This is a genomic window from Legionella drancourtii LLAP12 (assembly GCF_000162755.2).
Lineage (GTDB): Bacteria > Pseudomonadota > Gammaproteobacteria > Legionellales > Legionellaceae > Legionella > Legionella drancourtii.
Map to the genome: position 1 here is coordinate 218,620 of NZ_JH413843.1, position 13,078 is coordinate 231,697.

Below are 13,078 nucleotides of genomic sequence, written 5' to 3' on the forward strand. Positions count from 1 at the left end.
ATGGCCAATAGCAATGAAGAAACGAAAAAAACTGCGGAAATAAAACCAGAAGTGAAAGTGAACTCCGCCGCGAAGCCTAAATCATTTATGGCGGTAGGTGCTGCGATTATTGCGCTTGGCGCCTTAGCAACATCAATATATACCCTATCGCTTAATCAGCAATTACAAAATCAATTAACTGATAAAGACCATCAATTAACAACACAATTAGAAAAATTAGACCAAAAACAAGAAAATAGCCAAAACCAGATTGATAAGAAAATTGCCGCCAAAACAAATACTATAGAAGAAACACGCCTTGCATTAGAGGCAAAATTTGATGCGTTAAATAAACAGTTACAAAATGCGATGAATCAACGACTCTACCAAACTCAAAATTGGCAACTTCTAAAAGCACGCTATTATCTTGAATTAGCCCAAATAAATGCCCACTGGAGTAAAAGTTTTGGCGCAACGATAGCGATGCTCCAACAGGCAGATCAATTGTTACAGCAAGTAAACGATCCGAAAATTTTTGACATCAGACAAGCAATAGTCAAAGACATTGCCCAATTACAAGCACTACCCAAAATTGACATTGCAGGTTTATTAAGCCAATTAGATGCGGCACAAAACAGTCTTAATAATCTTACTATTCTTGGCGAAAGCAAAGCAGAAATAATAAGCCCTGAAGCGACACAAGGCAACCTTTCTGTTTGGCGCTTACGTTTACAAGACAGCATGAATTTACTCAGCAAACTGGTGGTAATCCGTCGCAATGATGAAGACATAAAACCACTTCTCTCACCCGCATTCGAAGCCATACTGAAAGAAAATATTCATCTGAACCTACAAGAAGCACAATGGGCGGTTCTCAATCGCAATCCGCAAGTCTATCAGCTGGTACTGACTCAAGCCCTAACTACCCTTAAAAAGAACTTCAATGTAGGGGCACCAAATACTGGAGCGCTCATAAAAACATTGACAAAATTACAACAAGTTCAATTAACACAAGTAAAACCAGAAATTGGTGCAGCGCTGCCGCTACTAAATCAATTAATTAACACCAAAGAACCCGATGCCAACCAGCCAAGCACAACGGAACAAGGAGGAAATACCCCATGATACGTCTTCTCTTTGCTTTTGTTGTCTTACTGGGGGCTATAATTCTGGGCGTGCAGCTCAATAAAGATCCGGGCTATGTCTTGATTGCAATGAATCATTGGACGGTGGAAACCACTCTTTGGGTCATGATCCTGGGCTTAATTCTAATATTTTTGCTGTTGTATCTTTTTCTGCGCTTATGTCATAAAATTTCGCATACCCCCCGAGCCATCAGTCGTTGGCATTCAAAGCGCTTGGCACAAAAAGCACAAGTCATTACGCGCAAGGGGTTGATCGAATACAGTGAAGGGTACTGGAATAAAGCAAAAAATCATTTGGTGCAGGCACTCCCCAATACCGATACCCCCTTGCTGAATTATTTAACTGCCGCACGCGCCGCACAAAAAATGGGCGATAGCCAATTACGTGATGACTTTTTGCGTGAAGCACAACAATCCATGCCCGAAGCCAAAATTGCCGTTGAATTAACGCAAGCGCAATTGCAATTAGCCAATCATCAATGGGAGCAGGCTTTAGCGACATTAAGGCACTTGCATGACATTGCTCCACGTCATCCCTATGTATTAAAATTATTGATGCAACTCTATCAAGAAGTAAGAGACTGGCCGCAACTAATTGCACTGCTACCTGATTTAAAAAAATATAATGTGATGGATCATGCGGAATTTGAATCGCTACAACACAATGCCTATTTGCAAGCGCTGACTGATCTTGTAAAGCAAAATCAATCTGGAGCCGTCACCACACTGTTCCATTCACTGCCGAAATCCTTAGCAACTGATCCCAATATTGTTGCCGAATACGCGCGCTTTTTATTGAAAAATAATGACAACACTACTGCAAAAGATTTACTCCGCCGCAGCCTGCGTAAGGATTTTCATCCACAATTAATCGCGCTTTATGGCCGTTTACCCAGTGATGAAAAACAATTGGTTTTTGCAGAAAGCCTACTCAAGAAGCACTCACATTCTGCCGCACTTTATTTATGCTTAGGTCAATTATGCATCAAACAACAATTATGGGGAAAAGCAAAGCATTATCTTGAGCAATCCAATGAACTGGAACCATCACCACTGGCCTATCTAACGCTAGGCAAGCTCCATGAAAAACTAGGTGACCCCGTACTGGCCAGTGCAAGCTATAAACGCGGACTGGATTTTGCAACAAAAAAAGAATCATGATAAGACGTTGAATGAAAGCATAACCTAGTAACCACTGTCTTGAATTAAAAATTCAAGACAGTGGTTACTACTGCTTCAAAGCAAGGTAACTCGTAAGGATACCGCAACAAAGTATTGAAAACTTGATGTACAGACTATAAAAATCCAAGGCCATGACACGCATCATTACAATCTTTTTCTGTTTTTTCTACCTGAATGGTCACGTGTTGAATACTAAATTCATGACGCAACTGCCCAACCCATTCCATACGTAATTGATCGGTTAACGGTGTTTCAGGCATATATAAATGGACTGACATTGCATTTTCTTGCGTACTCAATGCCCAAATATGTAAATCATGGAAACTCTCGACGCCTGGTTTGGCTAACAAAAACTCGCTCACAGCAGACCAGGAAATACTATCAGGCACCCCATCAATAATTAACCTAAAACTATTAATAAATAAAGACCAAGTGCCTTTAAGTATGATAATAGCAATCAATAAACCAACTACGGGATCAATCCACAACCAACCAGTCCAATACAATAAAGCTGCAGAGATCACCACCCCAACAGAAACCAAGGCATCATAAAATAAATGCAGATAAGCTCCTTTGATATTTAAATCATTAGAACCCCGCATAAATAAAAGCGCTGTAGTTGAGTTAACAACAATACCAATACCCGCCACAACCATGACGGATACCGCTTGAATTTCCGTTGGCGAGAATAATTTATACATGGCTTCTGTAGCAATAATGCCACAGGTAAAGACCAGCAAAATCCCATTAGCTAAGGCAGACAAAATGGACGTTTTCTTCAAGCCGTAGGTTGCTTTCATCGTTGGCGCACGTTTCATTAAGCCCATTGCAATCCATGCCAAAACTAATCCCAAGACATCACCGAGATTATGAAAAGCATCGGCCAACAAGCTAGTTGAGTTCGATACATAAGCAAAAATAATCTGCAAAATAACGAACAGCCCATTAGCAACAATAGCAATTAAAAAAGCCCGATCGTACGTGGGCTCACCATGGTTATGTCCATGATGATTATGTGCGCCTTCATGAGAATGATTAGTCATACGCCCTCTTCACTTTGAGAACCATCGGCATAGTAATTAATACCAATTTTAATTCGATTCCGTTCTTTTTGTTTTCGCCAAGCATTTGTATCACGTAAAGAATAAACACAGCCACAATATTCTTGTTTATAAAATTGCTCACGCTTAGCAATTTCATACATCCGTTCAGAACCACCATTTTTCCGCCAGTTATAAGTCCAATATTCAATCGCTGGATAATGGCTGGCAGCACGTAAACCACTGTCGTTAATTTGATTCATGTCTTTCCAACGCGAAATTCCCAAAGAACTGCTAATCACAGGAAATCCATGTTCATAGGCATATAAGGCCGTGCGCTCAAAGCGCATGTCAAAACACATGGAACAACGCTTACCACGCTCAGGCTCCCATTCTAAGCCTTTAGCACGCTCAAACCAGTTATCTTTGTCATAGTCGGCATCAATAAACGGTATATGATGCTTTTCCGCAAACTTAATATTTTCCTGTTTGCGGATTTCATATTCTTGCACCGGATGTATATTCGGATTATAAAAAAATATAGCAAAGTTAATTTCCGAACTGATCAGAGCTTCCATGACCTCACCAGAACAAGGTGCGCAGCATGAATGCAGTAATAATTTGTCGGCACCATTAGGTAATTCCAATCGTTCTCTTTCTATCATTATCCTACTTCCGGCAAATTTATAAAATGTTGACGATAATAAACCAATTCTGCAATCGAGTCTTTAATATCCTCTAAAGCCAAGTGTTTTGATGATTTGGTAAAGCCATTTAACAATGTCGGCTTCCAGCGAATAGCTAGCTCTTTAAGTGTACTTACATCTAAATTACGATAATGAAAAAAAGCCGCTAATTCAGGCATGTATTTATACAAAAAACGTCGATCCTGGCACACACTATTACCACACATCGGTGATTTGCCTTTATCCACATAGTACTTTAAAAAATTAATTGTTTGTTGCTCAGCATCTGCCTCACTCACTTTGCTGTCTAAAACCCGTTTTACTAATCCAGATTGCCCATGTTGTTTGGTATTCCATGCATCCATAGCATCTAAATGTTCTTTAGCTTGCGCTATCGCAAACACAGGACCTTCACCAATAATATTTAAATGCGGATCTGTCACTACCGTTGCAATTTCAATAATTCGGTTTTCTTCAGGATCAAGGCCTGTCATTTCCAAATCGATCCAAATTAAATTATGATTATTTTTCATTCGTCTTCCAGGAGTTTAATATCAGTTCCACACAAGCGACTCGATGTTGATGTAACGCATGTTTAATCGCCCCGCCAGTATAACCTTGTGTGATTATTGTTTGTACATTTACTTTAGCACACTCTGCTAAAAGATGGTGCCACAAAGCACTTTGTTGGTAATCAATTTCACGGCCACAACCTTCTGCGTCGGCCTGACAGGCAATCAGCATATTATAAAAAAGCTGCGGTCGTCGAAATGCATACGCCTGCTCTAAAAGCCTTACGATGGTATCGGCCCGTAATTCTAATAAACGATGAATCATTAAATGAAAGCGCGAAACCACCGTCGCCAATGTACGATATTCATTTGGAATACGCAAACGCAAGCATAATGATTCAATTATGGGAACACCACGCGCTTCATGTCCATAATGACTCGGCCAATTGGACATGGGGGATGTTGCTTTACCTAAGTCATGAGTTAATGCAGCAAAACGAATGATAGGATCCGTCGTTAATGCAGCCGCGCTTTGTAATACCAGTAAAGTATGCACACCACTATCTATTTCATGATGATAACGGTAAGGATTAGGGACACCAAATAATGCCTGTAATTCAGGTAAAATAACACGTAAGGCATCGCAAGAACGTAAGGTGATAATAAATTGTTCTGGATTTTTTTCTTCTAAACTACGCTGCCATTCTTGCCAGACGCGCTCGGCAACCAAATGCGCCAACTCACCTTGCGTGACCATCGAATACATTAATGAGCGTGTTTCTTCGGCTACTGTAAACCCTAAATAATGAAAACGTGCAGCAAAGCGTGCAAGACGTAATACGCGCACAGGATCCTCTGCAAAAGCAGGTGAAATATGACGCAATACCCTATTTGCTAAATCGCGTTGCCCTTGATAAGGATCAATAAGCACGCCTTGCTCATCCATAGCCATGGCGTTAATCGTCAAATCACGCCGGGCAAGATCTTCTTCTAAGGTGACTGAACGATTAAAATCACAAGCAAAACCATAATAACCCGGAGCTGATTTGCGTTCAGTTCTTGCCAACGCATATTCTTCATTAGTCTGTGGATGTAAAAATACTGGAAAATCACGCCCGACTTGACGAAATTTTTGTTTTAATAATTGTTCTGGGCTTGCCCCAACAACGACCCAATCGCGTTCCTTTACAGGAAGATTCAGTAATTGATCACGAACCGCCCCACCAACTAAGTAGACTTTCATTAAATGTAATTTACCTTCATACTGTAGGATTAGAGTTTTGTCCATTTGGACTCAATCAATTATATTATAGATCGCCATCATGAGTAAAAGACGTATTAATAAGCAACAATCTGCCCGTATTGAAAAAATTCAGCAAACCTATCAACAAAATAAAGAGCATCACGAAGATCTCGCCGATGGCTTGATTATCACGCGGTTTAGCCGCCATGTTGCACTTGAAGACAAACAAGGAAAACTTATTCGTTGTTCAATAAGACCCAACCTAGAAACCCTGGTTGCTGGCGATCGGGTTATCTGGCAAAACGAAGGTACTAATCAAGGAGTCGTCGTAAGCCTTTATCCACGTACCAGCATTTTGGCCAAACCAACGCATACGGGACTGAGCAAGCCTGTGGCAGCAAACATCACACAACTGATTATCGTTATTGCACCTAAACCAGAAATATCCTGGCCACTTCTTGATAGTTATTTAGTAATGGCTGAAATACTGCATTTACATGCAGTAATCTTATTAAATAAAACCGATTTACCTTGTGTGTCACTGAAAAAGCAATTAACGACTGATTATCAAAATCTAAATTATCCCATCATTTTAGTAAACAAAGATTCTCCTGAGGGCATTGAGAAACTAAAAGAATTATTAAATCATCAGGTTAGTGTTTTTGTAGGTCAATCTGGCGTAGGTAAATCTTCATTGATTTCAGGCATCTTGCCGCATGAGCACGACATCGCTACGGGCGCACTTTCCGAAATTTCAGAGTTGGGTAAACATACTACCAGTAATTCGAAATATTACCATTTGCCCAGTGGGGGTGCATTAATTGATTCGCCTGGCGTCAGAGAATTCAGTTTAGGACATATTAGTGCAGCAGAGATTGCCCGTGGTTACACTGAATTTCGGCACTATTTATCACAATGTAAATTTAGAAATTGTACTCACAAAGACACGCCTAATTGCGCCATAATAAACGCGGTAGATGAGGGGATCATTTCGCCCAAAAGATATGAAAATTTTATAAAGCTCTGTGCTCAATATATGCAAAACTCATAATCGACCCTAGAATGCATATAACAAAACTCTGAAGCATAACTTTTTTCTAGATTTAGGTATACGCACCAATCGGATCGACAGTAACTCGCACCTCATCCTCAAGCTGCCATTTCTGTTCTGCTGTTAAAATTAGATGATGTAAATCAGAGAAATAATTCTGGATGCGTTCTTGTACACTTGATTCCAGATGACTCAGGTTAAGTTTATTGTATACGTCGGTAACACTATCCTTATCTACGCCCCCCATATAGCGAGCAACAGTCTCTGATGGTGGCTTATACCCCAAGGGGGTTATTCGTCGTAGGATGTATGAGGTACAATGCTCGATAAAACGTATTTTTGCCGCTTCTGCCTCCGTATCTGGCTCAGTAAGAGTTAACCATATGATTAAATGTCTGCGCGTATATTCTTCCAAAGAAGAAAGAAACTTTGAAAACAAAATATTTACTCTTAGTGCTTTTGCAAAAGCGGGTTTATCTTGAGAATAGGTGTGTATTAATTCGTCTAAAAAATCATCTATAAGCTCTTGATTTTCATTTACGGTTGTACTATATGCTAAAAGCGCATATAAAATTATAGGCGGCTCAAACCAATAACTGCCCAATTGTGCCAAATGCTTATGTTCCACTAAGTCTAGCCATTTAGCCGTTGCTTTATTTCGCGTTATTAGGGTCATACACTGTGAGAAAAAGCCATTACTATTGGACTTTGGAACAACATATTCATTAATGATCTCATCATAAGTCGCAATAAAATCAGGCTCCGCCTTATTAAACAAAGCATGCAACAACTTATAAATATCGCCCAACTCGCTAGGGATCATATTAACAATATCCCAACAGCTTATCGATTGACCATGAGTCCACATTTTAAACTCGGTGGCAAACAAAGATATATATATACTACAACAGCGCTCATAAGCGATACGTCTCCTCACCTCAATATTATCATCAGGAGTGATCAAGTTGGTATACAGCTCGCGTAACTCATGGCTATTGGCTTTTAAAATTGGCGCATATTTGAATAAACAAGTGCCTAATGCCTTTATTTCCTCATCAATAGTAAAAGTATTGGCTTGAAAAATGACAATAAAAACATCCAGTAAATATTGAGCTTGCTCTTTATAGCGTACTGGTTGCCCATACAAGTAGTTTACATTTGATAAAGGATGCTGGTACAAGCGTGCAACAAAGCGTTGGAAAACATCTTTAAACAGATGAAAACTAGCATCCATAGCTTTTAACCGGAAATAATCTTCAATCATATCAATTAAATGCGGCAATAATTCGATAGGCATGCGACCACGAGATCTTAACTGCGGAAATGACTTTTTAGTTAAAAAATCCCAAAAACTAACAAAGTCCTCGTTGTCTTCTGTTTTTGATGGATAGACAATGGTAAACTTTCCGCTTTCCTGTTTACAGCGTTTTAAATGATGTAATTCAGCAATAGTGACAATTTTTAATGTCGTACCGGTAAGGTCGGTTGAACATAACATGTATCCCTGTTCCTTCATACGGTCATATAAGACACGCTTTCTACATAACTGATTCGCATCATTAAGATAAAAATTGGTCAATTTTGTTGTTTCTGTGAGTAATGAACCATCAGCAGGATCATGGGTATTGGTTACATCATAGAAAAGTATTGATAAATATGAAATATCTAATTCAGCCGCAATCACTTTGGCCAGGTTAACCCATTTTTGATTAACACTCGAAGCACTAAGCGTATAATCTTCGATGTTTCTTTTAACCTTTTGCCAACGTGTATTATAACATTTGCATAAAAACTGCAAATCATCTTTGCCAAGCACATCCGTAGTTTTCTTGCCCGAAAAACGCTCGATAATAGATTTAAGCAGTCCTGTATCACAATTGATAAGCACGTGTTCCTTACCGAGCTCTGTATAAAAATCCACAATTTTTTGGACTAACATAGATATTACAACCAATCCTAAATAATACTAATAAATTAAACGAAAAATCATTAAAAATCAATATAAAATAGCTAGGTAGGCTAAAAAACAACCACTCTTTTGTGTGAAAATATCATCACACACATCAATTAATATTGCTAATTTTTAATAAAAAATTTTTAGTTCTCTGAAAATATGAGCGCTAACATTAACACTAACATTGGCATAATGAAATCTCAAGTATCACCTCAACGGACAACGATTAAAGTTGCTAGTGTGTTTTGATAAGGAATAAACAACTTATTCAATTCGTTGTTTAATGGCTTTGAGGGGATATATCTTATCAAATTAATAGCAAACAGAACGGAAAGGCTCCTATCTTAGCTGGCGTTAAATATCAATGCATCAATTTGTTAGATTAGGTTGTTCAGGGCATTACAGCCAAGCTTAGAGGTATTCAAACGGTGCATAGAAGAGATTTCAGGAACAAAAAAAGCGGCCGTTAGCCGCTTTTCTTTTTAAATAAAACCCTGGCGATGACCTACTTTCACATGAGGAAACCTCACACTATCATTGGCGCATGTTCGTTTCACTTCTGAGTTCGAGATGGATTCAGGTGGTTCCAGTTCCAACCGCTATTGTCGCCAGGAAAACTGGTTGCTGTGATGAGTTAATGGGAAAAAATCCCCAAACCACACAGCCGGTAAATAAAGAGTACACAAATTTTGTATTGATTCGTATCTAATCCAAAGCAACTCAGATTATATGGTCAAGACAATCAGCCAATTAGTACAAGTTAGCTTCACACATTACTGCGCTTCCACACCTTGCCTATCAACGTCGTAGTCTTCAACGGGCTTCATGGGAAAACTCATCTTGAGGGAGGCTTCCCGCTTAGATGCTTTCAGCGGTTATCCCGTCCGAACTTAGCTACCCGGCTATGCCACTGGCGTGACAACCGGTACACCAGAGGTTCGTCCACTCCGGTCCTCTCGTACTAGGAGCAGCTCCTCTCAATTTTCCTACGCCCACGGCAGATAGGGACCGAACTGTCTCACGACGTTCTAAACCCAGCTCGCGTACCACTTTAAATGGCGAACAGCCATACCCTTGGGACCTGCTTCAGCCCCAGGATGTGATGAGCCGACATCGAGGTGCCAAACACCGCCGTCGATATGAACTCTTGGGCGGTATCAGCCTGTTATCCCCGGAGTACCTTTTATCCGTTGAGCGATGGCCCTTCCATACAGAACCACCGGATCACTAAGACCTACTTTCGTACCTGCTCGAGCCGTCACTCTCGCAGTCAAGCACCCTTATGCCTTTACACTCTTGGTACGATGTCCGACCGTACCGAGGGTACCTTTGTGCTCCTCCGTTACTCTTTGGGAGGAGACCGCCCCAGTCAAACTACCCATCATACACTGTCCTCATCCAGGATTACTGGACCAAGTTAGAACCTCAACAACAACAGGGTGGTATTTCAAGGTCGGCTCCATGACAACTAGCGTCATCACTTCATAGCCTCCCACCTATCCTACACAGTTATTATCAAAGTCCAGTGCAAAACTATAGTAAAGGTTCACGGGGTCTTTCCGTCTAGCCGCGGGTACACTGCATCTTCACAGCGATTTCAATTTCACTGAGTCTCGGGTGGAGACAGTGTGGCCATCGTTACGCCATTCGTGCAGGTCGGAACTTACCCGACAAGGAATTTCGCTACCTTAGGACCGTTATAGTTACGGCCGCCGTTTACCGGGGCTTCGATCAAGAGCTTCTCCGAAGATAACCCCATCAATTAACCTTCCGGCACCGGGCAGGCGTCACACCCTATACGTCTTCTTACGAATTTGCAGAGTGCTGTGTTTTTAATAAACAGTCGCAGCCACCTGGTCTCTGCGGCCCTCACCAGCTTCGTTTAGCAAGTAAACTAACCAGCAAGGGCGTACCTTCTCCCGAAGTTACGGTACCATTTTGCCTAGTTCCTTCACCCGAGTTCTCTCAAGCGCCTTAGTATTCTCTACCTGTCCACCTGTGTCGGTTTGCGGTACGGTTCTCTATAAGTTATGGCTAGCAGCTTTTCCTGGGAGCCGGGCATTAATGACTTCGCTGTACACCGAAGTGTCAGCACCATGTCGCACCTCAGAGTTAATAGTAAACCGGATTTGCCAAGTCTACACCCCTACATGCACATACCAGGACAACCAACGCCTGGCTCATCTAGCCTTCTCCGTCCCCACGTCACCACTTATAAAAAGTCCAGGAATATTAACCTGGTTCCCATCGACTACGCTCTTCAGCCTCGCCTTAGGGGCCGACTCACCCTGCTCCGATTAACGTCGTGCAGGAAACCTGGGACTTCCGGCGTGTGGGCTTTTCACCCACATTATCGTTACTCATGTCAGCATTCGCACTTCTGATACCTCCAGCAGACTTCTCAATCCACCTTCATCAGCTTACAGAACGCTCCCCTACCACGTGCACTTAGTGCACATCCGCAGCTTCGGTGACTAGTTTTAGCCCCGTTACATCTTCCGCGCAGGCCGACTCGACCAGTGAGCTATTACGCTTTCTTTAAAGGGTGGCTGCTTCTAAGCCAACCTCCTGGCTGTCTATGCCTTCCCACATCGTTTCCCACTTAACTAGTACTTTGGGACCTTAGCTGGCGGTCTGGGTTGTTTCCCTCTTCACGACGGACGTTAGCACCCGCCGTGTGTCTCCCGTGATTCAATTAACCGGTATTCGGAGTTTGCATCGGTTTGGTAAGCCATGACAGCCCCCTAGCCGAAACAGTGCTCTACCCCCAGCAATCATTCACGAGGCGCTACCTAAATAGCTTTCGGGGAGAACCAGCTATCTCCGGGCTTGATTAGCCTTTCACTCCTAGCCACACGTCATCCGATAATTTTTCAACATTACCCGGTTCGGACCTCCAGTTGGTGTTACCCAACCTTCATCCTGCACATGGCTAGATCGCCCGGTTTCGGGTCTACTCACAGCGACTCGCGCCCTATTCAGACTCGATTTCTCTACGGCTTCCTTATTCAGTTAACCTCGCCACTGAAAGTAACTCGCTGACCCATTATACAAAAGGTACGCAGTCACTCTATACTATAAATAGTACAAGCTCCCACTGCTTGTACGCAAACGGTTTCAGGTTCTATTTCACTCCCCTCTCCGGGGTTCTTTTCGCCTTTCCCTCACGGTACTAGTTCACTATCGGTCAGTAAGGAGTATTTAGCCTTGGATGATGGTCCACCCATATTCAACCAGAATTTCTCGTGTTCCGGCCTACTTGTTCGCGTGCTTAGTTCTTAATGCAATTGACGTATACGGGACTTTCACCCTCTCTCGTCAGCCTTCCCAAACTGTTCTACTTCATTGCACTATAAATCACACCAGGCTCTTCCCCGTTCGCTCGCCGCTACTAGGAGAATCTCAATTGATTTCTTTTCCTTCGGGTACTTAGATGTTTCAGTTCCCCGAGTTCGCTTCTATAACCTATGTATTCAGCTATAGATGACTGCACTCACGTACAGCCGGGTTCCCCCATTCGGACATCTTTGGTTAATCGCTCGTTTCCAGCTCACCAAAGCTTTTCGCAGGATTCCACGTCCTTCATCGCCTCTTACTGCCAAGGCATCCACCGTTTGCGCTTCTCTTCTTGACCATATAATCTCAGTCTCCTCAGATTACATGTTTACTTCAATACTAAGTTGCTTGTGTTACCTCTTTATTTACCATTTTTTTAATGAACGTCTGATTAGCTCAGATTAAAACATTCTTTAACTTCAAAAACACTTTAATCTGAATAAATCCAATGAAGACCCATATATTGGTGGAGCCGAGGAGGATCGAACTCCTGACCCCCTGCGTGCAAGGCAGGTGCTCTCCCAGCTGAGCTACGACCCCAATTTTTACTTCGGCTTTTCGTTTTACTCTTCGTTGCATGCACGCTCTCTCAGTCACATACTGACGTATGCTCCTTCGTTCGTTTGCGCCTGCGTCTCGATTATAAACAAAAATCCTCGCAAAAATGCTTCGATTCACTTTGATGCTTGCTCGTGCTTCGCACTCGCAGCTTTTCAAGAATCTTAGCTTTAAGGTTCTTCATTTCTTTACTGAAAACAAACTGTGTGGGCGCTTTGAGTCGCTTGAGCACCTATATTAAGGAGGTGATCCAGCCGCAGGTTCCCCTACGGCTACCTTGTTACGACTTCACCCCAGTCATGAACCACACCGTGGTAAACGTCCCCCTTGCGGTTAGACTATCTACTTCTGGTGCAGCCCACTCCCATGGTGTGACGGGCGGTGTGTACAAG

The 13,078-nt window shown here is 42.1% G+C and carries 8 protein-coding genes, 1 tRNA gene and 3 rRNA genes (1 of these 12 cut by a window edge); 3 read left to right on the plus strand and 9 right to left on the minus strand.

All coding sequences use genetic code 11. The features are described from left to right. The gene (locus tag LDG_RS14345) at nt 1-1,104 is read left to right on the plus strand and encodes a uroporphyrinogen-III C-methyltransferase (RefSeq protein ID WP_006872143.1); all 1,104 of its coding nucleotides are present in this window, start codon (nt 1-3) and stop codon (nt 1,102-1,104) included. Beyond that, nucleotides 1,101-2,285 (plus strand): heme biosynthesis HemY N-terminal domain-containing protein, encoded by a 1,185-nt coding sequence (locus tag LDG_RS14350; RefSeq protein ID WP_006872144.1) that lies wholly within the window; start codon nt 1,101-1,103, stop codon nt 2,283-2,285. The genes LDG_RS14345 and LDG_RS14350 overlap by 4 nt, the downstream gene beginning before the upstream one ends. 134 nt (nt 2,286-2,419) lie before the next feature. On the opposite strand, the gene LDG_RS14355 is transcribed toward LDG_RS14350, so the two are convergent. From LDG_RS14355 to LDG_RS14370, 4 genes are read right to left on the minus strand one after another with little or no spacing between them, the layout of a single operon-like run. Continuing rightward, a complete protein-coding gene (locus tag LDG_RS14355) occupies nt 2,420-3,349 on the minus strand; it encodes a cation diffusion facilitator family transporter (protein WP_006872145.1) in 930 nt (309 codons plus the stop codon). Then, nucleotides 3,346-4,011 carry an epoxyqueuosine reductase QueH gene (locus tag LDG_RS14360; RefSeq protein ID WP_040536031.1) on the minus strand — a complete coding sequence of 222 codons (666 nt, stop codon included), beginning with the start codon at nt 4,009-4,011 and terminating at the stop codon, nt 3,346-3,348. The genes LDG_RS14355 and LDG_RS14360 overlap by 4 nt, the downstream gene beginning before the upstream one ends. Next, nucleotides 4,011-4,565: an oligoribonuclease gene (gene orn / locus LDG_RS14365; protein WP_006872148.1), complete on the minus strand. Its 555-nt coding sequence runs from the start codon at nt 4,563-4,565 to the stop codon at nt 4,011-4,013. The genes LDG_RS14360 and orn overlap by 1 nt, the downstream gene beginning before the upstream one ends. After that, entirely contained in the window at nt 4,555-5,787 is a 1,233-nt protein-coding gene (locus LDG_RS14370) for a multifunctional CCA addition/repair protein (RefSeq protein WP_006872149.1), read from the minus strand. The genes orn and LDG_RS14370 overlap by 11 nt, the downstream gene beginning before the upstream one ends. A 79-nt stretch (nt 5,788-5,866) precedes the next feature. Here LDG_RS14370 and rsgA point away from each other — a divergent pair, with 79 nt between their 5' ends. Beyond that, a complete protein-coding gene (gene rsgA, locus LDG_RS14375; RefSeq protein WP_006872150.1) occupies nt 5,867-6,838 on the plus strand; it encodes a small ribosomal subunit biogenesis GTPase RsgA in 972 nt (323 codons plus the stop codon). Nucleotides 6,839-6,890: 52 nt separating this feature from the next. On the opposite strand, the gene LDG_RS14380 is transcribed toward rsgA, so the two are convergent. The 5 genes from LDG_RS14380 to LDG_RS14400 form a co-directional block, all read right to left on the minus strand. After that, entirely contained in the window at nt 6,891-8,777 is a 1,887-nt protein-coding gene (locus tag LDG_RS14380) for a hypothetical protein (RefSeq protein ID WP_006872151.1), read from the minus strand. Nucleotides 8,778-9,284: 507 nt separating this feature from the next. Next, nucleotides 9,285-9,405: ribosomal RNA gene (gene rrf / locus LDG_RS14385) — 5S ribosomal RNA — on the minus strand. Nucleotides 9,406-9,521: 116 nt separating this feature from the next. Beyond that, nucleotides 9,522-12,426: ribosomal RNA gene (locus LDG_RS14390) — 23S ribosomal RNA — on the minus strand. 166 nt (nt 12,427-12,592) lie between these two features. After that, nucleotides 12,593-12,668, minus strand: a tRNA-Ala gene (locus LDG_RS14395). A gap of 256 nt (nt 12,669-12,924) precedes the next feature. Continuing rightward, nucleotides 12,925-13,078, minus strand: a 16S ribosomal RNA gene (locus LDG_RS14400) (it continues 1,390 nt past the right edge of the window). The 16S, 23S and 5S rRNA genes sit together here with 1 tRNA gene alongside, the layout of an rRNA operon.

What these genes read in the sequence shown, in the direction of transcription:
- LDG_RS14345 (WP_006872143.1), top strand. Translation starts at nt 1, where the DNA reads ATGGCCAATAGCAATGAAGAAACGAAAAAAACTGCGGAAATAAAACCA.
- LDG_RS14350 (WP_006872144.1), top strand. Translation starts at nt 1,101, where the DNA reads ATGATACGTCTTCTCTTTGCTTTTGTTGTCTTACTGGGGGCTATAATT.
- LDG_RS14355 (WP_006872145.1), bottom strand. Translation starts at nt 3,349, where the DNA reads ATGACTAATCATTCTCATGAAGGCGCACATAATCATCATGGACATAAC.
- LDG_RS14360 (WP_040536031.1), bottom strand. Translation starts at nt 4,011, where the DNA reads ATGATAGAAAGAGAACGATTGGAATTACCTAATGGTGCCGACAAATTA.
- orn (WP_006872148.1), bottom strand. Translation starts at nt 4,565, where the DNA reads ATGAAAAATAATCATAATTTAATTTGGATCGATTTGGAAATGACAGGC.
- LDG_RS14370 (WP_006872149.1), bottom strand. Translation starts at nt 5,787, where the DNA reads ATGAAAGTCTACTTAGTTGGTGGGGCGGTTCGTGATCAATTACTGAAT.
- rsgA (WP_006872150.1), top strand. Translation starts at nt 5,867, where the DNA reads ATGAGTAAAAGACGTATTAATAAGCAACAATCTGCCCGTATTGAAAAA.
- LDG_RS14380 (WP_006872151.1), bottom strand. Translation starts at nt 8,777, where the DNA reads ATGTTAGTCCAAAAAATTGTGGATTTTTATACAGAGCTCGGTAAGGAA.